Here is a 22,535-nt window from a genome sequence, read left to right as displayed (position 1 = left end):
CTGTGTGATGGGTGTTGCGTTGGGTTGGATGGTTGGTATTGCGGTTCCGGGGGCGGCGCTCGGTCGCGGGTCATGAGCCGAACACCTTGGGTAGCAAACTCATGAGCACGGGCAGCACGCCCCAGCACATGAAGGCGGGTAGACAACACAGTCCGAGCGGCAGCACCAGTCGAACGGAGAGGGCTTCCGCGGCTCGCTGGGCGCGGCGGAATTGGGCGCGCCGCACCTGTTCCGTCTGGCCGCGTAAGACCGTCGCCGACGCCGCCCCGGACGTCGCCGTGAATTCGAGCGCATCGCGGTAATCCAGTAACGCTCGGGGTGACTCGGTGACCGAGGACCACGCGGTGTCCCAGTCCAGACCCAGTCGAAGCGCTGCGGCGACCCTTTGCAGCTCCGGATGGCCAGCGCCGGCGGCGCTGTGAGCAAGCACCGATACGGCTTCAGCGAGAGGAAGGCCCGCGTCCAATTGAGTTGCCGTCAGCTCGACGAGTGTGACCGCGGGAAGCCCGGGTGAGCTGGACTGCGAACCCGAGCTGGCGGCGTCGTCGGGGGCGGATGAGAAAGCGGCGTTGGAATTCGTCGCGGTCAAGGCGACCGCGCGAGGCGATGACCAGATGAAGAAGGCCGCGGCCACCAGGAGTCCAGCGCTCAAGGCGATGATCATGGCCCGTCCACCCCCTCGGCGTGCCGCATGAGTTGGCGGGTCCACAGCCGACCGGCCACCGTGAGTACGGCCCCCGCAATCAGCGCAATTCGACCCCACGGCGTGGTGATCAGAGTGGTTATCGGATCGGTTCCCATGAGCATTCCGAGACCCAGCGCGAGCACCGGCAACCAGGCCAGGACACGAACCGTGGCCCGAGGGCCGGCCAGGGCACTTTCCCGAGCAGCCTGAGCGTCGATCTGCGACTCCACGGAATCCCCCAAGCCGTTCAGGGTTTTGGACAGCGAAGCCCCGGAGCGTTCTGAGATCTCCCAGCACGCGGCGAGCTGGACGCTGACGGAGCGGGCCCACCGGGCGAGTTCGTGATCGGACACGTCCGGCGTGGTGTGCGCGATCCGACCCAGGGTGACGGACACGGGGACACCCAATTCCGAGGCCGCGTGAACCTCCCGGCACAGCCGATCGATCCAGACCGCTGTGGGATTGGCCGGGCCTTGGCCGACAGCTCGGGAGGCTTGACCGAAGACCGCGGACGGGGTGCGACCGGCGTTGAGTAGCGCGGCCAACCGGCGAACCAACGTGACCCACAGGGCCGCTTCGACCGCTCGGTTCCGCCTCCAGTGACGGGCCATGAACGACGTGGAATTCCGGGAGGAGCGCGGGTGATCTCCGTTGTGGCCGGTGCCGGCCGCGCCGTGAGTGGCTAGCACGCGGCTTCCGGTACCGCCGGCCCAGAGCAACCCGGCTGCGGCGATGATGGTTCCCACGGACAAGGCGAGGATCACGATGCACCTCGCTGATGGTCCGGGGCGGGAAGCCCAGCTCGGGGCTCGGTCTCCCGGGGCGTGGCTCGGGACAGCAGCTCTGACACGCGGGGCCACCCCGGTCCCCTGACCGGGTCCCCGCCGTTCCAGCTCATCGCGGGACGAGTGATGAGTTGCCCATCTGAGAGCTCAAGCGTGCACAGGGTTTCCAAGCGTCGCCCGTCCGCGCCCCTGCTGACGTGCGCGATCAGATCGAGTGCGCTGGCCGCCTGCAGATCCACGGCCTCGCGATTCATCCCTGCCAGCGATCCCAAAGCCGCCAAGCGAGCCGGAACGGCCTGAGCTGAATTGGCGTGCACGGTTCCGGCACCGGCGTGGCCTGTGTTCAGCGCCGTGAGCAGCTCACGTACCTCGGCCCCGCGGCATTCCCCGACCACCAGGCGGTCGGGTCGCATGCGCAACGCTTGCCGCACCAGCTCCGCCAGGTCCACGGCGCCGCTGCCCTCCACGTTGTCGTGGCGGGCCTGCATACCCACCACGTGAGGATGCTCAGGGTTCAGCTCTGCGGCGTCCTCAATGAGAACCAAGCGCTCCGACGGGTGGCATTGGGACAACAACGCGGACAGGACAGTGGTCTTGCCTGATCCCGTGGCGCCGCTGATCATGAGGTTGGCCCCGGCTGACATGGCGGAGCACAGCACGTCTGCCATGTGCGGGTGAATGGACCCCGTGGTCACCAGATCAGATAGCGACAACCGCTGGGGAGCCTGAAATCTGATCGACAGTAGGGTGCCGCTCGTGGAGACCGGTGGGATCACCGCGTGGACACGTAGTCCCGTGGCCGTCTGCACATCCACACAGGGGTTGGCATCGTCCAGTCGGCGGCCGGCCGCCGTGATGAGGCGGACCGCGAGCGCCCGGACGTCCGCCTCTTGTGTAAAGGGCGATGGCACCCGGTTCACACCGCCGAGGGTCTCCACGAACACGTTCTCGTGCCCGTTGACGTACACGTCGCTGAGTCCTTGGGTGGGCAATAGCGATTCGAGTGGGCCGAGCCCCGTGAGCTCGGCTTTGATGTGCTGCACGGCCCTGATGGAGCCGACCGCCCCGAGTACGCGTCCCGTGTCCTGGATGGCACGGGCAATCCGCGCCTCGGTGAGGGCCCCGCCTTCCTGCAGTAAGCGGCTACGTACCTCTTCCATGAATTGGGTGTCGAGCTCCGTCACGCTCATGACAGCGCCTCCACCCGCTGGACAATGCCCCGTACGGCTTTGGCGTGCTTGGAGCGTTTGCCCCGTTGCAGGACCGCGCCATTGTCGAGTTCCTGCGGCAGACGCGAATCAAAACTGAGGGAACCTGCACAACCGACTCCGGTTGCGGACTCCACGATGGCCGCATCCACATCCGCGACATTGAGTCCGGTCAGAACGGTCATCACGGGCGTCTCGCCGCAACGCTGGGCCGCGAGTGTCGCAGCCAGCACTCCCCTGACGGTGCGCGGCGTGAGCACCAGCACCGTGGAGCACCACTGGGCTTGCTCCTCAAGACGGTCCGCGTTCAGATCAACCACCAGGTGGCTCGCGGCACTCCTCAACGCGTGGACCACGGTGCCCACTGGGACTTGCGAGGCGTGCGTCCCCTGGCGGTCCCACGAGAGGTAACGCAGCTTTCCCGTGCTCGGCATGGCCGCCCACAACTGATCCGCCGCTACCGCACCCGAGAACTGGTGCAGCTCAGGCCACCGCAGGCCGTCTTCGGATTCGGTTCCCAACACGAGATCCAGTCCCGCCGCGATTGGATCGGCATCGACGACTGCGGTCATCGAACCGCCGTCCGCAAACTCCTGGGCCAACCAGCATGCAAAAGTCGACGCGCCCACGCCTCCGCAAGCACCCACCACACCGATGATGCGTCCGAGTTCGATCGCACCCGCGTCCTGATCGGCCCGTGAGAGCATCTCCGCCAACCATTCGGCGGCCTCTGGAAGTACGACGACGGCGCTTGCCGCGCTGCGAGCAGCAAGTTCCCAAGCCGCCTGCTGAGAAGACAGAGCGACGATGATCGCACCGTGGGGAACGCGTTCCACATTGGACGTCGCGTCGACCAGTAGCGTCTCCGCGTCTTTGGCGTTCGCAACCCTGTCCACGACCGTCAACTCCACACGGCAGCTCACGCAGACGGCTTCAACGGATGCAATGAGCTGAGGTTCGGTACTCAAGAGATGGACCGTCTTGGTCAAGGTAGCTGCCGGTTCACCGGAACTACGACGATCGACGGACGCACGGTCAATAGCGGTGCGCTGGGCTCTGCGCGTCCGCGGAATCACCGCCGTATTCGGGGACCTGTGCGCTGGAGGGGTCATGCCCCTTACAGTCGTCGGTTCACCAACTCATGGGATCAGCCGGAACACGGATTGTGGAGTCGGGAACAACCCTCCACGGCAGTCATCAGGCCTGTGCAGTTACGTCACCGCGAGTGCACGTTCAACGCGTTACGTCACCACCACGCCCGGGTCGTCTCGGTGGGGCCGTCCAGCTCGGTGAGGCCGGCATCCACCACGGCAACAGGCCGCGTGGCAGCAACCCATTCCGCCCGGCTCGGGTAGTCGACCCGCAACCGGAAATCGTCCGCCCGCCATTGTTCCCGCTCAACTCCGGACATGGCCTCCCACGCCAATTGCGCGGCATGGGCGCACTGGGCAGCGAGCTTGCCGCTGGTCATCTCGAGTCCCGGCCGCACCTCCACGGTGACCATCGCACCGGAGGTCCGCGAAGCGCCGTCGTCGGGAAAAGTGGTTCCCGAAACCTGGAGTTTGTTCAGTTCCTTGGGCAGAGGCTTGACCGGGCCGGGCACGAAGGCACGGACTGCGGCGCCGCCGTAATCGCCGGCGTCCGGCTGGGTGACCGTCACCCCATCGAGTGCCTGAACATCGGTCCAGCGCTTGCCGTCCGCGCGGCGCACCAGCTTGCGAATGCGGGCGTCCCGCCAGTGCTTCACGGCCGGATACCAGGGACCGTCCGGTGCACAACGGGGGTCGGCGAGCAGAGCGACGACGGCGCGCGCCGCGGTCTCGGCCACGTCCACCTGCCGCGCTGGAGACTGCCGATCCCTGTAGACCACCAACTGCATGGCCCAGGGAATGTCGTGATCATCGGGAATCTGCTCGGACATCTTTCTACTGTGCCACGCGGTCAACGAACTCCCCCACAGTCCAGGTTCTGCTGTGCTTGTCAGGAGCCGACCGTAACCTGAATCCATGAACGCTGACGTTGTGACCAGGCTCCGAAGCACCTTTCACACCGGGCGGACCCGTTCCCTGGAATGGCGCCGGGGCCAGCTGAACGCGTTGGAGGCCATGTTGCTGAACCATCGCGAGCAATGGCAGCTGGCCCTGAAACACGATCTGGGAAAATCCCCGTTCGAGGCCGTGATGACCGAGATTTATCCCGTGATCACCGAGCTCAAACACACGCGGCGCAACCTCAAGAAGTGGCACAAGGATCAGCCGGTTCGCACTCCATTTCAGTTCTTCCCGGCCCGTTCCTGGGTGCGGTACGACCCACTGGGCGTCGTGGTGATCATCTCGCCGTGGAACTACCCGCTACAACTACAGTTCTCGCCACTCATGGGCGCACTCGCCGGTGGCAATTGCGTGGTCATCAAGCCCAGTGAGATCAGTTCCTCAGTCGAGCGTCTCGTTGCCGAGCTGGCCCCGCGTTACCTGGACCAGGAAGCTGTCGCGGTGGTCACAGGCCAGGCCGACACCGCCACTGCCCTCATCGATGCCCACCCCGATCACGTGTTCTTCACCGGTTCCACCCGTACCGGTACCGCCGTGGCCGAGCGCGCCGCGCGCCATCTCGTTCCAGTGACACTCGAACTGGGCGGAAAGTCCCCGACCTATGTGCACAACGATGTCGATCTTCGTGCAGCCGCCCGGCGGATCGCATGGGGCAAATTCGTCAATGCCGGTCAGACGTGTGTGGCACCGGATCATATCTATGCTCACCAGGACATTGCGGCGTCATTGGCGGAGGAACTCGCACGAGTTGTGCGCGAGAGTTTCGGAGCCCGGCCGCAGGAATCGGAAGACTTTGGGCGCATGATCCACACCGGCGCGGTGGATCGCGTGAGTGCCATGATCCCGCCCAAGGGCTCAGAGCAGATTATGTGTGGCGGCGATGTCGATCGCGAGGATCGCTATATCGCACCCACTGTCTTGTACCCCGTGGCCGAATCCGATCCCGTGATGAGCGAGGAAATCTTCGGCCCGGTTCTGCCTATTCTGCCGGTTCGAAGTCCACAAGAAGCCGTGCAACGAATGCTCACCCGGAACACTCCCCTCGCTTTGTATGTCTTCGCCACGGACAAGTCCGTGCGGAACTACATCATGGATGAGGTACCGTCCGGTGGAGTCAGTATCGGAATACCGGTGGCCCATGTGGGTAGTCCCTACTTGCCCTTTGGCGGCAAAGGCGCGAGCGGCCAAGGGACGTACCACGGCAAATGGTCCCGCGATACGTTTACCCACCAGCGCGCCGTGCTTTCCAAACCGTTGAAACCGGAAACGCTCGGCGTGATTTACCCGCCCGTTCACGGCGCGGTGAAGTCAGTTCTGGACCGTGCTCTATCACCCGTGGGAGAGAAGAAGCGGCGCGCGCCTGGGTCGTAGGATCTGACCATGGACCACCCAACGGCTTTCTTCTTGCGTGGCATCAATGTGGGAGCCAACAACAGGGTTCCCATGGCGGAGCTGCGCGCCCTCCTCGCGGAAAAGCTCGGTGCCCAACAGGTGAAGACTTACCTGCAGAGCGGAAATGTGGTGGCTGTTCCTCCGGGGGACCCCGATGATTTCGCCAAAACGATGTCACAGGTAATCGACATGGAATTCGGCGTCCACAGCCCGGTCGTTCACCGGACACGCGAAGATCTGTCAGCCGTGCTCGCGGCAGATCCGCTGCGCGACATCGCCACCGACGAGAAGCTGTATCAAGTGCACTTTTGCGACCGGCCCGTTCCCGAGCTGAACCTGGCAGCGCTACCGATCCACGAGGACGAACGCATTGTGGTCAATGGATCGGAGATCTACATCTGGTACGGCAGTAACAAAGGAATCCACGCGTCCAAACTGCCGGCTGCTCTCGGCAAACAGCTGCCAGGCATGACCATCACCGCTCGGAATATACGCACGGTCCGAAAGGTCGCGGAACTGCTGGAAGCGGCGGAGTCGTCTGGGTCACCGTCGTGAAAAGTGCACGTGGCAAGGACGGCTTCGAGATCGAACTCATTGCGGATCGCTGACCCCACCCGGAGCATGTCGGTGCCCCGCGCGATAATGAGCGCATGCACATAGTGGTGGCTCCCGCGGAAACCGGGGCCGGAGGCTGGACCCTTCAGGTGGTCACGGCCAACGGTCAACGGGCGGGGCAACCGCTGACGGTGACGGACCAGGAATTCCCGGGCGTCGTGGCCACGCGCGAAGCCGCCGCGCTGGAAGCCGGCGTGCAACCTCCCGTCTGGACCTGGATGGACACCTCCGTGCCCGCCGCACTGTTGTGTGAGGCGGATGTGTGGGCCACCAAATGCCGGGACTTGGGACTGTGCGCCACGATCCTCGCCACCGCTTCTGACGCCCCCGGTTCCGGAGCACCAGACCCCGGCTCCGGGGAGGCTCGGCCCATGCAGTACACACCGGTCATCGAGCCGGCCGACCCCCGGCATGTTCCGGGGCCACGCCCCCGCCCGGTGGAGGACTCACAAACCTCCCTGTTCGCCATGGCCAGCGATCGCGGTCCGGGTCTCGACAAACTGGTCGCAGAACTCGCCGAACAGATCCGCGCGGTGAGCACAGCGCGCAACCCCAAACGGTTGGAGATGCTGCTGGGGCTCGAATCACAGGGCGCGCTGGTAGCGGCCACCATGCGCCATCAGGGAATCCCGTGGAACCCAGATGTCCACGAACAGATCCTCGTCGATGCCATGGGCCCCCGCCCGAAAGAGGGCGATCGCCCCGTCCGGATGCAGGAACTGGCCGAAGAGATCCGTCGGGTCCTGGCCGCCCCCACGCTCAACCCCGATTCACCACCCGAGCTGCTCAAGGCCCTGCGCACCGCTGGCGTCGATGTCGACTCCACCCGCGCCTGGGTCCTCAAGGAGTGGACGATGGTCGCGGGCAAACCCGATCCCCATCGACAACAGATCCTCGCCCCGGTGCTCGAATACAAGAAGCTTTCGCGCATCTTTTCCGCAACCGGCTGGCACTGGCTCGACACATGGGTCACCAACGGTCGCTTCCATCCCGAATACGTGGTGGGCGGGGTGGTCACCGGCCGGTGGGCCGCACGCGGCGGCGGTGCCCTGCAGATCCCCAAGTTCATTCGCGACGCCGTCCGAGCCGATCCCGGCCGCACCCTGGTCGTCGCCGACGCCGCCCAACTGGAACCTCGCGTACTGGCCATCCTGGCCCGCGATGATGCCCTGGCCCAGGCCTCCAGGGACCGAGATCTGTACGAATCCATCGCCCAGCAAGGGCAGGAACGCGGCTCCGAGTTGAAGGAACGCCCTCACGCCAAGATCGCCCTGCTGGGAGCCATGTACGGCGCCACCCAGGGCGCAGCCGGGCGTTTCATGCCGCATCTCACCCGCATGTTCCCCAGAGCGGTCGGCTACGTGGAACACGCCGCCCGCGTGGGCGAACGGGGAGAGCAGGTCTGCACCTATCTCGGGCGCTGGTCGCCACTTCCGGAACCTGAGTGGTTCGAGATCCAGCGTGCCACGGACACCGCCGCCGGCGAGCGCCGTGCGGCCCAGGCGGCACGGACCCATGGCCGGTTCTCGCGCAACTTTGTGGTGCAGGGGTCGGCTGCGGAGTGGGCTCTGGCCTGGCTCGGTCACATCCGGCAGGGACTGCATCGGCAAGGTCTGGACGCTCACCTCGTCTTCTTCCTGCATGACGAGGTCATGGTGCACTGCGCGCAAGGAGAAGCCGAGCAGGTCAAACAAGTGGTCCTGGACGCCGCGAATCAGGCGGTGCGCACCGTGTTCGGTCGGGTGCCGGTGGAGGTTCCAGTAACAACCAGCGTGGTCACCAGTTACGCAGACGCCAAATAGCTCCTCGCGACAAAAGGACTCCGGGTCCACCTCCCGCCGAGACGCCACCGACGACATCCTCTCCGTCGCCGACCTCGCCGCGATGCCCAAGGGCAGGGCCGTGATGCTCGGCTCCGGGGCACGGGCCGTGCTGCTACGCACCGTCCCGGTCAGCGCCCGCCCCTACGCCGACGCGGCCGCGGCCTCCGAAGCCGCACACAACACACCCTCCGACACCTTTGCTACAGAAGAGTCCGCATCCGCGCCACAGGTCGCGGAGCCGAGCCCGGCCGCGCCCACGGGCAACCGGTGGGCGGCCCTGGTGAAGGAGTAGGCCATGGACATCGGTGCCCGCCGCACCAACAGTCACGACGACATCGACGGCGAACCCCTCGAGGAAACCGAACCGGAGGAGGGGGAGAGGGAGCTCGTCTACGCGAACGTGGCCGAGTTCGTCACCGAGCACCTGGCCTACCAGTATCGGCGCGACATCGATCTGGCCGGCCGGGCCACCACCTTCACTTGGTGCGCCCAATGGTGGCGCCATGAAGAAGCCGTCAGCCGCCTCACCGGCCTTTGGCGCGCCTGGGAGAACCTGCGCACCGACCCCACCACCGGGCTGGCAGTATGGTGGCGCGACTACGCCGACCCCACCATGCGGACACTCTTCGACGAGAAGGGACCCTTCCACGGTTGCACCCCTCGAGCACACCAGCCGAAGGGGATACCGCTGCCGATGGATCCTCCGCCTGAAGGGCTGTTTGATTGACCCGTCTACGCCAGGTCCCATCTCCAGTTGGTTGTGTTCCCTCAGGGACACAGAACGCTGCTAGGTCCATCGGACCGGTCTGCATGTACCGGCAGTATCCTGCCGCTCTTCCTGATAGCAGCACCTCTAGCGCCCAATAAGAACTGAACCAGCAAGATGTTGCCGATTGACGCCCTTCTTCGACACAATGACGTTGAACTAGGCGATATCGGCAGGATTCTGCCGGAAGGAGATGGTCATGGGTGAAGTCGAAGCTGTGGGTAGGGCAATTCGCGCCGCCCGCAAGGAGGCTGGACTGACTCAAAGAGACCTGGCCGATCTGGCCGGCATCTCCGAGCGGACGGTCCGCGCTATCGAAACCGGTACCGGCAATCCCGCACTGGCGGCCGTGGCCGCCGCGGCCAACGTGCTCGGCCTGCGGTTGGTGGCCGAGTAATGGCCGACCTACACCGACTGCGGTTCGTGGACGTGGCCGACGTCTACAAGGCTGGCCGGTTGGCCGGCCGACTAGAACGCGCCGAAGACGCGGGCACAGCATTCACCTATGACCCGGCCTACCTGAATGCCGGTCACCCTCCGGTGGCTTTGACTCTTCCCCTAACCGGAGAGCCCGTCACCGCATCCTCGGGTGGGGTTCCACCATTTTTTGCGGGGTTGCTGCCCGAAGGCCACCGCTTGACCGTCCTGAAGGACGCGATCAAGACCAGCCTGGACGACGAACTCTCGCTACTGCTGGCTGTCGGCGCTGACGCTCCAGGAGACGTCCAGGTCGTTCCCACAGGAGACGCGCCGGTCGAGCCGGAGGCCCTGGTCGACTCCGCGAAGCCGCAGGAGCTGGACTTCACTGCACTAGCCGAAGCGGTGGATCTACACGCTTTGCCGGGGGTGCAGGACAAAGCCAGCGCCTCTATGCTCACCGCTCCTTTAGCCACCCAGGGAAACCGGCTAATCCTGAAGTTGAATCCGCCTCGGCATCCGCACCTGGTCGAAAACGAGGCCATACATCTGGCCGCAGCCAAGAAGCTGAAAATCCCAATCGCCAAGGCAACCGTAGTTATCGACCGCCACGGGCGGCCCGGCCTGCTGGTGGAACGATTCGACCGGGCCCACGACGGAGAAGACTGGGTGCGGCTGCCCATGGAGGATGCTGCCCAGATCATGGGCCTATCCCCGGCCGCCAAGTACAACGTGAGCTCCGAAGACGTGGTGAAGGCCCTGACCACCGTATGCAAGGCCCCGGCGGTCGCGGTCCGCAATCTGTACCTACAGTTCGTCTTTGCCTGGCTCACCGGCAACGGTGACCTGCACGCCAAGAACGTCTCCGTCCTGGGCGGTCGGCACGGTGGATTCGTCATCGCCCCGGTCTACGACGTGCCGTGCACATTGTTGTATGGCGACGATACCCAGGCCCTGCCGGTAGACGGAAAAATGAAAAATATACGGGCAAGGCACTGGGCCGCATTTGCCCAGGCGATCGGGTTGCCTGAGCGCGCCGCCCTGGCTGCTAACGCCCTGGCGCTGAGAGCCGCTACGACCGCAGACCTGAAGACACTGCCATTCAAAGGTTCGCCGCTAACGCACACGGAGCGAGAACTACGCTATCGCCGCGGCCAGCTAGAGGTGTGACGACTGCAGCCCTATAAGCACTCATAGGGCAATATTGGGCTACGAATGAAGCCGGACCAGCCGCGCTTTCCAGTGACACCTGGCCCGGCTGTCCCGCGCAGCGGTCACAACGCAAGGCTCAAGAGGTGTCGTTGTACAGCCGCTGATCGACCCGTAGACGCAGGAAGGAGAGAAGACTGTTTCTGAATAATGGGGAAACGCGTTATCCGGTTTTTCAGTGATCGCAGGTGGTCGGGACTGTGGGCACTTCAAGAGAAGTCCACGGGACCCATCACGTCATTGCGCCGGGCCCAGATCGACGCCAGCGGGAAGGCCTGCACCGGCTGCTGAGAAGCTCGTCCGTTCATGGCACGGGCCAGGAACACCTCAGGAGCAGGGGTGTGTGCCCCGACGGGAACGAACCGTACGTTCGCGCCGTCGTGGCCCATGAGGCCGTCCTCAGGCTCAGGAAATCGATTGCGGTCCTCGCACACAGATTGCGTGCAACGCAATCACCGCCAGCGCATGCCGACGTCAGAAGACGAATGGACCAGTTGGGCGAAGGCTTCCTCCACGCCATGCACGACCCTGCGCCCTACGGTGCTGACGCGGAATCGGCCCAGGTGAGGAGCACATCGGGGGAGCCTCGGAGCCGTTACCCGGAACTTCACGACGGGTGGAAGGCACCGGAGGGGAGCCTCCGCTTTGGGCTACTTTACATAATCATCCTTATCGGCGCTTTACCCCACGGGAGTTCTCGCATCTGTTGGAACTCCCGTCCGACCGATTTCGCCGCGATTTCGTAGTGGTCTGCGGCCGACGAGACTGTACCGGACTTCGGATCACTCACAGAGTATTAAACCATTTTGGCCATGCTCCTCCCTGCATGAGGAGCACCTCCGGGAAGCTCGCTCACGTGAGCGTGGCCGCGTTCGTCGCCGAGCACCTGGCATACCAATCCCAAGGCGACCTCGACCTTGCCGGCCGCGCCACCACCTTCAACTGGTGCGCCCATTGGTAGCGCCACGAAGAAGCCGTCAGGCGCCTCACCAGCCTCTGGCGCGCCTGGGAAATCTTGCGGCGCGCCGACCCCACCATGCAAGCACTCTTCGACGAAATATGCCCCTTCCTCGGGTGCTTACCTAGGGCACACAGTCCCAAGCGCACATCGCCTCCACTGGAACCACGGCCAGCCGGACATTTCGATTGATATCTCTAGTGCTCGTGCCCGGAGTCTGGGTATGCCTTTCTCTTGATGAGCGCCGATGCTGCTTCCATACGTTCCAGTAGGCTCCCGTGAGCAACGATGGTGTCCGCCTTTTTAAGGGACCGCTTGATGGATTCGTCCGGAGAGAATCCGTTGAATTCATAGTCATAGCTGGCCTCGGTGGGCCACTGACCAGCCTGTTGCGTGATATTGATCTCCCCTGCGGATCGGCGTCCACAGAACGGAGAACATGCGTCGATTGTCGCTATGACGACATCACATAGGCGGGAAAAGCTGACGTTCATCACATCCCGCATATCCTCATGCACTGACGTAGCACGGATACCATCCGGGCGGGCAAAGCCAGAAATCATCCCTTCTTCCGGATATTTTCCCGGAAGGCGCAAGATGTCATAGGCCCCCTTGACTGCTCCGTTTCGCACTATGGTGAACTCAACGCCCTGCGCTCTATGCACAATACGGTTTCTGTAGTGGCTCAACCAGGGAAACCAGTTCCTATTTTCCTCGCCTGATGTCAGGGGCCGCATAGAATGAAGAATGGATAGCTGAGACGCTCTCACTTCAGGATCTTCGGAGAGGCCAAGGCTGTTCCTGGCACCCTTGGCCATTTGGTCGATTCGCCCACCCGCCGTGAGGTCGGCGTGACTTACCGTTCTTACATCCTTACTTACACCGCTAGAGACGATAAGACATGCGGCCAAGAGATCAATGACACCTCCGAACTTAAAGAAATAGGAATTTTCGAAGGTTTCCCTATGAAACCTAAATCTCACCTCTGATTCAGAGTGCTCTTGCGGAGTTCCGACCGAACTTTCAGCTCTCAGTCGATTTTTCATTTGAAATTCTTCATTATCCCGCGCCCGACTATACTCGACAAGAGTTTTCCGCATGTCGCCAAGCGTGTTATCGATTGTCTGCACCAGATCAATAAGGTAATCGGAGACATACACTCGTTGTTCTTCATTCAGTGCACCAGCAATGAAATTGATGGCCCCTGAGTCGTCCTTGTAATAGGAGCGCAGCTCGTCCCGAAACCGGCTCACCCTACGCTTGGCATCCTCAACGTTCGACATGGCTTCATCATCGCCTAGCAAGTACCCACGCGCCCAACTCCAAGACGCCCGTGGATTTCAGTCATTGCCAGGCGAGTCCACCACGGCGCCGTCGGGACTACCGCAGGGCGGTGATTAACCACACCGATGTGGTCACGATCAGCGGGGCCTGAGAGTGAGCGGGCGCGAGCATCCGTCAATCCCTATGGACGGGAACGATAATAGTCGGGGATCAGCCCGGCACTGTCATCGTCCGGGAGTATGGCCCCTTCAGTTATGAGATCAGATCCAACTGCCCTCAGCCCAGGCCCATGTCTCGTTCGCGCCCTGCGCCGCGTCCGGTGGTGTTCTTGCGGGCCTTGGGGCCGCGCTTGGTGGAGCGCACCGCATTAATTGGGGGTGTGCCCTGATCCCGTTCGGCGGCCAGACGGGCCTGCACACCATCGCGACCTTCTTCAGTGCCGCCGAGGGCGGCCATGAGCGTCTCTGTCAGCCGGGCTCGGCGGTCTCCGGAGTCCCAGAGTTCTTCGGCGTCGGCGGTCGAGTGGCGGGTATCGGTGTCGTTGTCCAGGTTGCCCTGCGCGGCGACAGCGGCGTGGCGGGCGGCTTCGGCGTGATCACGTTGGGCGTCTGTTGCTTCGCGGGCGGACTTGTCCTGCACGACGGTATCGGTGCGCTGCTGCTGGGGGGTGCGCTGCTCGAGGTAGTCCTCAACGCTGAGCCCGTGACGGGTGTGCACTTTCGTCTCGATGCGCCCACGCACCGCGCGGGCCACCTCGTCGTGGTGCTCCCACTGCCAAGCCAACCCGTAGTGGCCAGCGATATCTTCGGGCTTGGCGTTCTCCCAGAACCGGTCTTGGTCCACGGAGGCGAGTTCGGTGCGCATCACCGCGCGTTCGGCCTCGAACCGCTCTTCCAGCTCGCGCCGACGCTGCTGCTGCTCCATCAGTCGTTGGCGCACCTGCTCGGCACGCTGGCGGGCCATCATCTCCCCCCAGCGACCGGCCACGGCCATCATCGCCTGGAGGTCACGGCCGATCAGGTCATTCACGCCATCTGGTTGTGTGCTCATCACTACAGCTCCATTCCATGCTCGGTTCCGGTGGTGTGGTCGACGTAAGGTCGGGGGGTAACTGTGGGGCCTTGAGTCTCGCGCAGCGCACCACGCTCACGGACCGGACCAGCATGAGAGATATTGCGCTTCGAAGTGGCCGGCTCGACCTCCGGCAGCGGCTCAGCCACCACCGCCAGGTGCTGCTCGAAGGCGTCGTTGATCAGCTGCACCTCGCGCAACTCCTGGTTGGCCTGGTGCATCTCGTAGAACGCCTGCGTCATCCGCAGCATCTGGTTCATGATCAGCGCCTGCGCCATCGGGGACGGCGCCTGGGTGACCGCCAGCAGGAACGCGGTGGTGCCGCTGGTGCGCAGCGGCGCCTCCAGCGCGGTGGTGATCTTCAGCCCGTTCCGGTGGGCAGACCGGGCCAGCACCCGGGCAGTCCTTCCCAGCGGCCCCTGCCCGTCCTCGGTCACGTACGACCAAGCGGCGAACACCCCGGAAGTCTCCCGGGCCGCATGCGCCCACAACTGGCGATCATCGGGAGCGATCTTCACCAACCGCCGGCGGACCTCCTTCAATTCATCCGCCAGCCGCCGTGCGGTCTCCTCATCCAGAGCCGCACCGGGCGGATCCGGGTGAACAATGCGGCGGTGCCGCTTGGCTGCCATCCACTCCTCCGCCGCCTCCTGGGCCGAGTCCGGGATGTCCGGCCACCGGGTGCGTAACGACGGCAGGGTGAGGTCAGCAGCGAGCTTGCCGCCACCGAACCACAACGGCCGCATGCCCTTCGGTGGACGCTCCGCCACCGAGTACCCGGTCACCACCGAATCCGTACCGGCCGCGAATCGGGGGTGCACCAACATGTTCGCCCGGCGCATCTGCCGGACGAACTGCGCCTCGGTGTCAGCGGCCACCGCACACGCCCGCACCGTGCGTTCCAGCGTGAACCGTGCCGGTTCCCGCGTGCTGTCCCGCCGCATCTCGCCCTGCTTCAACCACCGCTCGGAGTGATTGCCCAGCTGGATGAGGTTGAAGTCCTTCTCGATCCCGCGCACCACTTTCTGCGCCCGGGAGAAGTCATTGCCATCGGCCCACTTCGTGCCGTCCCCACGGATCGTGGAGGCCATGATGTGGATGTGGTCGTTGCCCTTGGTGGAGCGCCCGTGATGTACCGCGACCCACTGGCACGGGGCCTTGGCACCGGCGTCGGTGAAGTCCATCTCGTCCATGAACCGCTGAGCAATGTCCGACCACTCCTGATCGGCGACCTCCCGATCCTGGTACGGAACCGACAGTGAACAGTGCCAGATGTGCTTGGTCTCGGCGTCCACACCGAAGGAACGTCGGTTCAGATCGACCTCACGAGCGACCGACACCGCGGCTTCCTCGTTGAGCTGCACGTCGTCGTACCACGCCATGATCAACGGCGAACCATTGATCAGATGCGGGTCGGTGTGCTCGTTCGCCCGGCCCGGACCCGCCAGGTACTTCATCAGCCCCACCGGCTTGTCACCCTTGGTGATGTTCGGGATCACGGGATCAACTCGTCAATTTTCGCCAGCACATCCATCCCGAACCGGCGGGCCTCCCGCAACGTCTCGACCGTCTCCGGCAGCACCTCATCGGTGCTGTTGGCATGCCGGGCGATCTGGTTCACGTTGTTGGCGATCGTGGCCATCAGATGCCGCATCTGAATCAGTTCCGCCAGCTGACTCCGTCGCAACTGCACCGCCACCGGATCCGCGGACCCGAACACCGCCTGCACCATCAACGCCGACGGCGACAACCCGGTCTGCTGCTCCAACACCATCAACGCAGCACGCTCCGACTCCGACATCGACACCCGGACGTACTGGGCTTTGCCCTCGATCTTCTTCCGTCTCGACGTCCACACTCGACGCGGATTCTCCTGCTCCACCACAGCACCTCCCTTCCTTCTCGGCCCAGCGCAGCGCCCCCACTTTGTGGGCCCCACACGACCAGTGTGCCACCGCACAGCCCGCAGGGCCAGCGGGAAACCCGTTCTATGGCACATAGAACATAGCTTTGCTCCGCTGGAGCACCACGGGTACGAAGTGGCAGCTGGCTCCGCTGGAGCACCACGGGTACGAAGTGGCAGCTGGGCATGTGTGGTTTCTGGAAAGGATCGTGTGCGTCCGTTAAGGTGGAGGTATGGTGAAGTTCACTGACCCCCAACAGACAGAAGAAGCCGCGCAGCGGCTGCTCAACGACCGAATGGACTATGTGCGGGCGGCGATCACCGCACGCGGGGTCCTCGATGAGGCACGCGAAGCACTCAAAGAGGCCGAGAAGAACGACACCGCAGCGTTCCAGGCTGCCGTTACCACTGGTGGCTGGACCGCCGAAGAGCTGCGCAAGATCGGACTCACCACACCCGAGAAATTGCAGCGTGTGCAGCGGCGGCGCAAGACGACGCGGGGTACCCAATCTTCACCGATTGAGCCAGCACGGGAGGAAAACTCGCCACAGGTAGTCCAATGATGACCGCACGCTCGGTACGAATTACTTTCTTCAAGGCGTTGTTTCTGCGGTGGGGGTAGTGAACACCGATCAGTTCATTGGATGGATGCTTAGGCACCGGCGACTGCGTCGACTGGAAAAGGTCGCCGACGAGCTTTTCAAGCAGTCCCAGGAGGATCGAAAGCGGATGTACGTGATCACTGACCGCATGAACGACTTATACCGCGCGGGAGTGTCTAAGGATGACCCGGAGTGGGCTCAGCTGGAACAGCGCCATTTCGACGCAATCCAGTTCTGCAATGAGTCCAACAATAGGGCTACCAGAGCTCGGGACGAAGCCGCTGCGTTAGGGCGAGAGTGGGAAGACACTATGCCTCCGCGCCAGCTAGTCTGGGGCGCCCTCGCCGTGGCGCTGATCGGCGTATTCCCGGCGTGGCTTAACAGCGTCCTGGATCTGGTCGAGAAGCTCAGCTCCTAATCAACTGACTCGACATGGACGTGGTGCAGGCACTAGCCCCGTGCCCACATGTGCACGGCAAAAGCTCCAATCGCTGCGCGGCTTTTCCCGCACCCATGATGGACACGGGGACCCCAACCGACCACCCGACCACAGCCGGCAGCTCACCTCACACACGCACGTGACACTTCCATAACCGCCGCCTGTGGACGGCTTCCTCAGCGAATTGTCACCACGCAACAACGGTGCCCGCTCCCCCAATGGGGAGCGGGCACCGTTTGTCTCAACAGATCAAGGTGAGCGAACGTTTACATCTCCAGTCCCCCCTCGCGGGGACGTTGCTCGTCATGCAATCGCGCCACCTCCGGCGGACGCCCGGAGGTGTTCCCACCACGGTCACCATTACTACGACCGGCAGTGGGAGCATCAGGGAAATTAATCCGCATCCGCTTCTTTAACGCCTCCAGCTCCGGGTCCAGGGTTGGTTGCGGCGTGTCCTCTCCGCGCATGGCGCGCCCGATCCGTTCGACCTCCCACCGGGCGGCTTCCAGTGCCTCCTGGTGCTTGAACGGCACCTCCAGCGCCTCCCGGGCGTCGACGACTTCCTGCCGAGCGGAAGCCAGTCTCGCTTCGCGCTTGGTGACTTCCTCAGGCAGTGCCCGCACCTGGTTCTCCAGCCGCTGGATCATCCCCACGCTCGGGTTCAACGACGTCGCCCGGGTGACTTCCACAGCCACACCGGGAGCATCATCAATGCGCAGCTCCACCGGCGACGCGCTGAGATCGGCCAGGTTCCCTGGACGCTGCACGACCCGGATGTCGTGGCCACCAATGCTCCCGGCGATACCGAGGTCGACCTCCCCAGCCCGGGGCGGACGCGCCGAAGCATGCACCCCAGCCCACCGCTGCCACGCCTGCGCCGCCTCGCTGCGCTTGTCATAGACGGCCCCGTCGATGGTCATCCGGAACTTCTCACCGCCGAGCTCATCGGTGGTGCGCTGGGCCGCAGCACGGATCGTAGGGAGCTGTCTCTCCAGTGCGTCGGCGCGCGCCTGGGAGGCGTCTTTGCGGAACACCAGTGAGGACTGGTTGCGGTGCCAGGCCCGGTTCAACCGCTCCAACCGGGACAGCTCCTGATCAGCCTTCGACTTCTCCAAGATCAACGGGTTGCCGCTGGAGATCGCCTTCACCTCAGCGAAAGACAACGTGTTGTCACCGACATCCTCGATCTCGCGCACGTCCAATCGGCCGCGCATGATCTGATCGATGAACTTCGACTTCCGCTCCAACGTCTGCCACATAAAGGTGTCAAAGGACCCTTTCGTCACCACCTGGGAGATGGCGACCTCCGGGTTCTGATTGCCCTGCCGGATGATCCGCCCGTGGCGCTGGGCGACATCGGCCGGGCGCCACGGGGCGTCCAGGTCCACCAGGTGCACCGCCCTGGCCTGGATGTTAGTGCCCACCCCCATCTTCTGCGTGGAGCCGATCAGCACCGCCACCTCCCCGGTGCGGGCCGCGGAGAACAGCCGGCCTTTCTCCGCATCGTTGCGGGCTTCGTGCATGAACCGGATCTTCTCCGTCGGCACTCCACGCTCAGCCAATTGCAGCTTCAGCTCGTCGTAGACGTTCCAGGACTCCGAGGGGGTGCCCAGGTCGCAGAACACGATCTGCAACGCACCCCGGGTGGGGTGCTCCTCCCCGGTGGAGGGATCCGTGAACACGTCCCCGCGGTGCTCCTCGTACACGCGGGCCATCAAATCGACGGCGGCGCTGATCTTGGTCTCCCCCACGACCGAGCCCAGCTCCGGATCCACTAGGCGCAGGTCCAGGGCGGCTTTGCGCCCGTCGGAGCTGATCTTGAGCATGTTGTCCTCGGTCGGGGGCACCAACCGAGCCTGGATCGCCTCGGCCCGCCTCCCGATCTCCGCAATGTACGCTTCGAGTTCCGCCGAGGCCTCCACCGGAACCATGCGCGGCAGCCGCTTCCCGTCCTCCCGAACCACCAAATCCGGGGTCGGGAGCTGCAAGTCCTTGGCGGTCTTCACATCGGCGAAGGTATGGAACATCTTCAACAGCTCCGGGACATTCTGGAACTTCGCGAAGCGCTCCTTCATCTTGAAGCTGTCCCCGCCGACCACCGACAGTTCCATCTCGGACACCACCTGACCGAAGGTCGCCGCCCACGAGTCGAAGTCGTGGATCCCAGCCCGCTCCAACAACTCCGGGCCCAGGTAACGCTGCATCACGTACATCTCCGTGACCGAGTTCGCGATCGGCGTCGCCGTGGCCCCGGTCACCACCCGGTCCCCGTGCACCGAGCGCAGGTACTCCACCTTCGAGTGCAGGTCGCTGGCGCGCTTGGACCCATCGATCGCCGCATCAGAGATGTTCGAGGCGGTGTCGAGGTTCTTGTACTCGTGCAGCTCATCGACCAGCAGGTAGTCGATGCCGGTCTGCTCGAAAGTGATCCCCGGATCCGTCGCCCGGTCGGACTTGGCCTTGAGCTTCTCCTCCCTCGCCTGCAGGCGGGCTTCCATGCGCTTGATCGACATGGTGTCCGCCCCGCTTGCCGCGGCCCGTTCGTTGGCCGCTTGCAGCTCGGAACGCTGACGCTCGACCTCCGCCAGCTGGTAGGCCATCCGGGAGTCCGTGGAGAGCTCGATGCGCTCGAACGCGGTGCGGGTCATGATGATCCCGTCCCAGTCACTGGCCGCGGCCCGGGCCACGAACACCCGCCGCTTGTCCCCGGCCAGATCCTCCGAGGACGCCGCCAGGATCTGCGCCTGGGGGTAGAGCTGCAACCACTCCCGGGAGAACTGATCGAGCATGTGGTTCGGCACCACGATCACCGGTTTGCGCGCCATGCCCAACCGGCGCAGCTCCATCGCACCGATGACCATCTCCGCGGTCTTGCCCGCCCCCACCTCGTGGAAGAGCCCCACCGAGGGCTCCGAGAGCATCCGCGCCACCGCCGCCCGCTGGTGCGGGCGCGGGGTGAAGTTCTTCACCAGCCCAGGGAAGCTCAGCCGCTCCCCTTCGACGGTGTAGTCGCGCAGCACGATGGAGTTGAACCGCCGGTTGTACTCATCCACCAACCCGGCCGCCCTCCCCGGGTCCTCCCACACCCACTCCCCGAACCGCTCCTGCATCAGGGACGCCTTCTCCTGGGCAGCGGTGGTCTCGGTGGCATTGACCACCCGGCGGTTACCCTCCGGATCCGACGGGTCCGGGTCGGTGACCTGCACCCGGCGCTGCTCCAGCAGCTTCTTGAAGATGTCCCCAGCCGCCATCCGCTCCGTACCCCAGTCATTGCGGGCCGCGAAGACGTGACGACTGGCCCGTACATCCCAGTTCGCGCCGCTGATCCGGTCCACCCGCGCACTGGGGTCCTTAAGGAGGTGGCGCAGGAACTGCTCATGGATCTGAGGTGACACCCACACCGCGCCGATCCGGGCTTCGATCTCATCTGCCCCCAACGGGGCCGGCAACACCGCCTCCAGGGCGGTCACGTTGGTCTGGAACCGGCCATCGGCGGCCGCCGCGGCCCGGGCCGTGTCCAGCTTCTCGCGCACGTCTCCGGACAGGTACTCCGCCCGGGTCTCGTAGACCCCGTCCTCTCCCGGGACCTCGTAGACCAGCTCCCCCAAGGTCTCGCGCGCGGACTCCTCGTCGGTGCCCAGCAGGGCCGCGATGTGGAACAGGTCCACGGTCCCCAGCGTGTCCAGGGTGACGGCCAGGGCCTCATCCGGGGTGTCGACCTCGAGCACGGGTCGGCGTGGCTGGACCTGCCGCTGCGACAGCAGACCGGCGGGGGCGGCGGTGCCGGTGCCCTCGTCGAAGTGCTCCAACGCTTTCACCAACGGCCCAAAGGGATCCCCGCGCAGCAAACGCACCGCCGGCGGGGTGACCCGGGCCAGGATGTCCTCCCCCGCCTCGTCGTATTTGCCGGTGCGGCGTTCGGTGAACCGGTTGATCGCCCCGTAGCGGTCGTAGTAGCTCAGGTAGGTGGTGCGCAGCTGCTCGCGCATGGCGTCGAGCTCCGGAGTGTCCTTGACATTGGCGGCCTCCAAGGTGAGCACGGCCCGTCCTTGGTCACGCAGCCCCAGCAGGGCCCGGAGTTCGGCCTGCTGGGTGGTCGGCACCGGCAACGGTGCGTGCACACCCTCGAGGGTGACCTGAGTGAACGTCCCGTCCCCTCGCGCCGTGATGTGTCCGACCTGTTCCTGGTCGGTGGCCGGCACCAGGGCCGCCGCCTCGAGCTCCTGCTCACCCGTGCGCTCGGCCATTCCGTATCCGGCTGTCAGGGCCTGCTCGGTGATGTCCGCCAGTTGCTCGTGCAGCCGGGCCCCGGTGGCCGCCAGGTCCTCCGACCGGACGGTGAGGGTGGCGGAGCCGTACATGCCGTTGCCGATCACCGGCTCACCGAGCACCCGCTCAGGGTGCTCCAAGAAGTAGGTGTTCATCCGCCCCTGCTGGCCATCCAGCTCCATCGGAGCGGTCTCCACCCAGGTCCGGTTCAGTGGCTCTTCCCCGGGCAGGCGGCGCCGGAAGATCAGCACGTCGGTCAACGCGTCCGTGCCGGCAGCCCGACGGTGGGCGCCGGTGGGTAGGCGCACCGCACCGAGCAGGTCGGCGGTCTCGGCCATCTCCCGGCGGGCCGCGGGGTTCTGCGCGTCCAGGGTGAAGGCCGAGGAGATCACCCCGACCACCCCACCGGGGCGGGTCAGGGCCAGGGATTTGAGGATGAAGTGGTTGTGCATCGAGTGCCCGCCCGCGTTGTGCCGCGGGTCGTGCAGGGAGTTGCGGGAGAACGGGACGTTGCCCACCGCGGCGTCGAAGACGCCACCGGGCATCCGGGTTTCCGCGAACGACTCGGTGCGCATGGTGGCCTCCGGGTAGATGGCCTGGGAGATCGCCGCGGTCACCGGGTCCAGCTCCACCCCAGTCATCTGGGCACCTTCCGGGGCCAACCCGATGAAGGTGCCGGCACCGGAGCCGGGCTCCAGCACCCGTCCACCCGCAAAGCCCAGCCCGGTCAGGGCGCCCCAGACCTCGGTGGCGATCGCCGGGTCGGTGTAGTGGGCGTTGATGACCGTGCGCCGTGCCGCGGCGTACTCGGTCTCGTTCAGCAGCTCGTGCAGCTCGGCCCGTTCGGCCTCGTACTCGGTGCGGGATTCGTCGAAGACCTCCGCAACCCCACTGGCACCCCAGGACCCCCACCGGGCCAGCGTGGTCCGCTCGGCCTCGGTGGCGGCCCGCTCCTCGGCCTGCAGGGTGCGAAGCACGCGCAGCGCTGCCAGATTGGCCCGGAACCTCGCCTGCGCCCCAGACGGAGCCAAATCGTCCTGGGCACGGGGGACGAAGCG

The 22,535-nt window shown here is 64.8% G+C and carries 21 protein-coding genes and 1 pseudogene; 11 read left to right on the top strand and 11 right to left on the bottom strand.

Translation table 11 applies throughout. The features are described from left to right. Positions 1 to 70: 70 nt before the first annotated feature. From ABD283_RS10925 to ABD283_RS10905, 5 genes are all read right to left on the bottom strand, one after another. Entirely contained in the window at positions 71 to 664 is a 594-nt protein-coding gene (locus ABD283_RS10925; RefSeq protein WP_344225043.1) for a type II secretion system F family protein, read from the bottom strand. Beyond that, complete coding sequence (locus ABD283_RS10920; RefSeq protein ID WP_344225042.1) at positions 661 to 1,449, bottom strand: type II secretion system F family protein; 789 nt, start codon at positions 1,447 to 1,449, stop codon at positions 661 to 663. Before ABD283_RS10920 ends, ABD283_RS10925 begins: the two co-directional genes overlap by 4 nt. Continuing rightward, on the bottom strand, positions 1,446 to 2,660 hold the full coding sequence (locus ABD283_RS10915) for a TadA family conjugal transfer-associated ATPase (RefSeq protein WP_344225041.1): 1,215 nt from the start codon (positions 2,658 to 2,660) through the stop codon (positions 1,446 to 1,448). Before ABD283_RS10915 ends, ABD283_RS10920 begins: the two co-directional genes overlap by 4 nt. Next, complete coding sequence (ssd, locus tag ABD283_RS10910) at positions 2,657 to 3,646, bottom strand: septum site-determining protein Ssd (RefSeq protein ID WP_344225040.1); 990 nt, start codon at positions 3,644 to 3,646, stop codon at positions 2,657 to 2,659. Before ssd ends, ABD283_RS10915 begins: the two co-directional genes overlap by 4 nt. 278 nt (positions 3,647 to 3,924) lie before the next feature. Beyond that, complete coding sequence (locus ABD283_RS10905) at positions 3,925 to 4,599, bottom strand: peptidyl-tRNA hydrolase (protein WP_344225039.1); 675 nt, start codon at positions 4,597 to 4,599, stop codon at positions 3,925 to 3,927. A gap of 85 nt (positions 4,600 to 4,684) precedes the next feature. On the opposite strand from ABD283_RS10905, the gene ABD283_RS10900 reads away from it, so the two are divergent. The 7 genes from ABD283_RS10900 (at position 4,685) to ABD283_RS10870 (ending at position 10,912) form a co-directional block, all read left to right on the top strand. Then, a complete protein-coding gene (locus ABD283_RS10900) occupies positions 4,685 to 6,100 on the top strand; it encodes an aldehyde dehydrogenase family protein (protein ID WP_344225038.1) in 1,416 nt (471 codons plus the stop codon). A gap of 9 nt (positions 6,101 to 6,109) precedes the next feature. Next, positions 6,110 to 6,676 carry a DUF1697 domain-containing protein gene (locus tag ABD283_RS10895; protein WP_344225037.1) on the top strand — a complete coding sequence of 189 codons (567 nt, stop codon included), beginning with the start codon at positions 6,110 to 6,112 and terminating at the stop codon, positions 6,674 to 6,676. Positions 6,677 to 6,771: 95 nt separating this feature from the next. Then, entirely contained in the window at positions 6,772 to 8,538 is a 1,767-nt protein-coding gene (locus tag ABD283_RS10890; protein ID WP_344225036.1) for a bifunctional 3'-5' exonuclease/DNA polymerase, read from the top strand. 82 nt (positions 8,539 to 8,620) lie between these two features. Beyond that, on the top strand, positions 8,621 to 8,851 hold the full coding sequence (locus tag ABD283_RS10885; RefSeq protein ID WP_344225034.1) for a hypothetical protein: 231 nt from the start codon (positions 8,621 to 8,623) through the stop codon (positions 8,849 to 8,851). Between the two features lie 3 nt (positions 8,852 to 8,854). After that, positions 8,855 to 9,286 carry a DUF4913 domain-containing protein gene (locus ABD283_RS10880; protein ID WP_344225033.1) on the top strand — a complete coding sequence of 144 codons (432 nt, stop codon included), beginning with the start codon at positions 8,855 to 8,857 and terminating at the stop codon, positions 9,284 to 9,286. A gap of 238 nt (positions 9,287 to 9,524) precedes the next feature. Continuing rightward, positions 9,525 to 9,722, top strand: a complete 198-nt coding sequence (locus ABD283_RS10875; protein WP_016998323.1) for a helix-turn-helix transcriptional regulator — start codon at positions 9,525 to 9,527, stop codon at positions 9,720 to 9,722. Continuing rightward, positions 9,722 to 10,912, top strand: a complete 1,191-nt coding sequence (locus ABD283_RS10870) for a type II toxin-antitoxin system HipA family toxin (protein ID WP_425552833.1) — start codon at positions 9,722 to 9,724, stop codon at positions 10,910 to 10,912. Before ABD283_RS10875 ends, ABD283_RS10870 begins: the two co-directional genes overlap by 1 nt. 248 nt (positions 10,913 to 11,160) lie before the next feature. Here the strand turns inward: ABD283_RS10870 and ABD283_RS10865 are convergent, their stop codons facing one another. Continuing rightward, positions 11,161 to 11,340, bottom strand: coding sequence for a hypothetical protein (locus ABD283_RS10865; protein WP_344225031.1), 180 nt, complete (start codon positions 11,338 to 11,340; stop codon positions 11,161 to 11,163). 437 nt (positions 11,341 to 11,777) lie between these two features. On the opposite strand from ABD283_RS10865, the gene ABD283_RS10860 reads away from it, so the two are divergent. Both ABD283_RS10860 and ABD283_RS14375 read left to right on the top strand, forming a co-directional pair. Beyond that, positions 11,778 to 11,912 carry a hypothetical protein gene (locus tag ABD283_RS10860; protein WP_344225030.1) on the top strand — a complete coding sequence of 45 codons (135 nt, stop codon included), beginning with the start codon at positions 11,778 to 11,780 and terminating at the stop codon, positions 11,910 to 11,912. A gap of 12 nt (positions 11,913 to 11,924) precedes the next feature. Next, positions 11,925 to 12,101, top strand: a pseudogene (locus ABD283_RS14375) (DUF4913 domain-containing protein); the annotation flags it as partial. A gap of 5 nt (positions 12,102 to 12,106) precedes the next feature. On the opposite strand, the gene ABD283_RS10855 reads toward ABD283_RS14375, so the two are convergent. The 4 genes from ABD283_RS10855 to mobC all read right to left on the bottom strand — a co-directional run bounded on the left by ABD283_RS10855 (position 12,107) and on the right by mobC (position 16,149). Beyond that, positions 12,107 to 13,192: a hypothetical protein gene (locus ABD283_RS10855; RefSeq protein ID WP_344225029.1), complete on the bottom strand. Its 1,086-nt coding sequence runs from the start codon at positions 13,190 to 13,192 to the stop codon at positions 12,107 to 12,109. A 277-nt stretch (positions 13,193 to 13,469) separates the two neighbouring features. After that, positions 13,470 to 14,243, bottom strand: coding sequence for a hypothetical protein (locus tag ABD283_RS10850; protein ID WP_344225028.1), 774 nt, complete (start codon positions 14,241 to 14,243; stop codon positions 13,470 to 13,472). 2 nt (positions 14,244 to 14,245) lie between these two features. Then, positions 14,246 to 15,763 carry a relaxase/mobilization nuclease domain-containing protein gene (locus ABD283_RS10845; protein WP_344225027.1) on the bottom strand — a complete coding sequence of 506 codons (1,518 nt, stop codon included), beginning with the start codon at positions 15,761 to 15,763 and terminating at the stop codon, positions 14,246 to 14,248. After that, positions 15,760 to 16,149, bottom strand: a complete 390-nt coding sequence (gene mobC, locus ABD283_RS10840; protein WP_016996871.1) for a plasmid mobilization relaxosome protein MobC — start codon at positions 16,147 to 16,149, stop codon at positions 15,760 to 15,762. Before mobC ends, ABD283_RS10845 begins: the two co-directional genes overlap by 4 nt. A 251-nt stretch (positions 16,150 to 16,400) precedes the next feature. Between mobC and ABD283_RS10835 the strand changes: the two genes are divergently transcribed. Continuing rightward, positions 16,401 to 16,730, top strand: coding sequence for a hypothetical protein (locus ABD283_RS10835; protein WP_344225026.1), 330 nt, complete (start codon positions 16,401 to 16,403; stop codon positions 16,728 to 16,730). A 58-nt stretch (positions 16,731 to 16,788) separates the two neighbouring features. Continuing rightward, positions 16,789 to 17,187 carry a hypothetical protein gene (locus tag ABD283_RS10830; RefSeq protein ID WP_344225025.1) on the top strand — a complete coding sequence of 133 codons (399 nt, stop codon included), beginning with the start codon at positions 16,789 to 16,791 and terminating at the stop codon, positions 17,185 to 17,187. A gap of 287 nt (positions 17,188 to 17,474) precedes the next feature. On the opposite strand, the gene ABD283_RS10825 is transcribed toward ABD283_RS10830, so the two are convergent. Further along, positions 17,475 to 22,508, bottom strand: coding sequence for a helicase-related protein (locus ABD283_RS10825; protein ID WP_344225024.1), 5,034 nt, complete (start codon positions 22,506 to 22,508; stop codon positions 17,475 to 17,477). Positions 22,509 to 22,535: the final 27 nt, after the last annotated feature.

Origin of the sequence: Kocuria atrinae (assembly GCF_039531425.1) — a bacterium.
Taxonomy (GTDB): Bacteria; Actinomycetota; Actinomycetes; order Actinomycetales; family Micrococcaceae; genus Kocuria; species Kocuria atrinae.
The sequence above is the reverse complement of the archived record's forward strand: the minus strand, read 5'-3'. Positions and strand labels throughout refer to the sequence as shown.

Coding starts and splice junctions, on each gene's coding strand:
- ABD283_RS10925 (WP_344225043.1), bottom strand. CDS start 664: ATGATCATCGCCTTGAGCGCTGGACTCCTGGTGGCCGCGGCCTTCTTC.
- ABD283_RS10915 (WP_344225041.1), bottom strand. CDS start 2,660: ATGAGCGTGACGGAGCTCGACACCCAATTCATGGAAGAGGTACGTAGC.
- ABD283_RS10905 (WP_344225039.1), bottom strand. CDS start 4,599: ATGTCCGAGCAGATTCCCGATGATCACGACATTCCCTGGGCCATGCAG.
- ABD283_RS10900 (WP_344225038.1), top strand. CDS start 4,685: ATGAACGCTGACGTTGTGACCAGGCTCCGAAGCACCTTTCACACCGGG.
- ABD283_RS10895 (WP_344225037.1), top strand. CDS start 6,110: ATGGACCACCCAACGGCTTTCTTCTTGCGTGGCATCAATGTGGGAGCC.
- ABD283_RS10890 (WP_344225036.1), top strand. CDS start 6,772: ATGCACATAGTGGTGGCTCCCGCGGAAACCGGGGCCGGAGGCTGGACC.
- ABD283_RS10885 (WP_344225034.1), top strand. CDS start 8,621: ATGCCCAAGGGCAGGGCCGTGATGCTCGGCTCCGGGGCACGGGCCGTG.
- ABD283_RS10880 (WP_344225033.1), top strand. CDS start 8,855: ATGGACATCGGTGCCCGCCGCACCAACAGTCACGACGACATCGACGGC.
- ABD283_RS10875 (WP_016998323.1), top strand. CDS start 9,525: ATGGGTGAAGTCGAAGCTGTGGGTAGGGCAATTCGCGCCGCCCGCAAG.
- ABD283_RS10870 (WP_425552833.1), top strand. CDS start 9,722: ATGGCCGACCTACACCGACTGCGGTTCGTGGACGTGGCCGACGTCTAC.
- ABD283_RS10865 (WP_344225031.1), bottom strand. CDS start 11,340: ATGGGCCACGACGGCGCGAACGTACGGTTCGTTCCCGTCGGGGCACAC.
- ABD283_RS10860 (WP_344225030.1), top strand. CDS start 11,778: ATGAGGAGCACCTCCGGGAAGCTCGCTCACGTGAGCGTGGCCGCGTTC.
- ABD283_RS10855 (WP_344225029.1), bottom strand. CDS start 13,192: ATGTCGAACGTTGAGGATGCCAAGCGTAGGGTGAGCCGGTTTCGGGAC.
- ABD283_RS10850 (WP_344225028.1), bottom strand. CDS start 14,243: ATGAGCACACAACCAGATGGCGTGAATGACCTGATCGGCCGTGACCTC.
- ABD283_RS10835 (WP_344225026.1), top strand. CDS start 16,401: ATGGTGAAGTTCACTGACCCCCAACAGACAGAAGAAGCCGCGCAGCGG.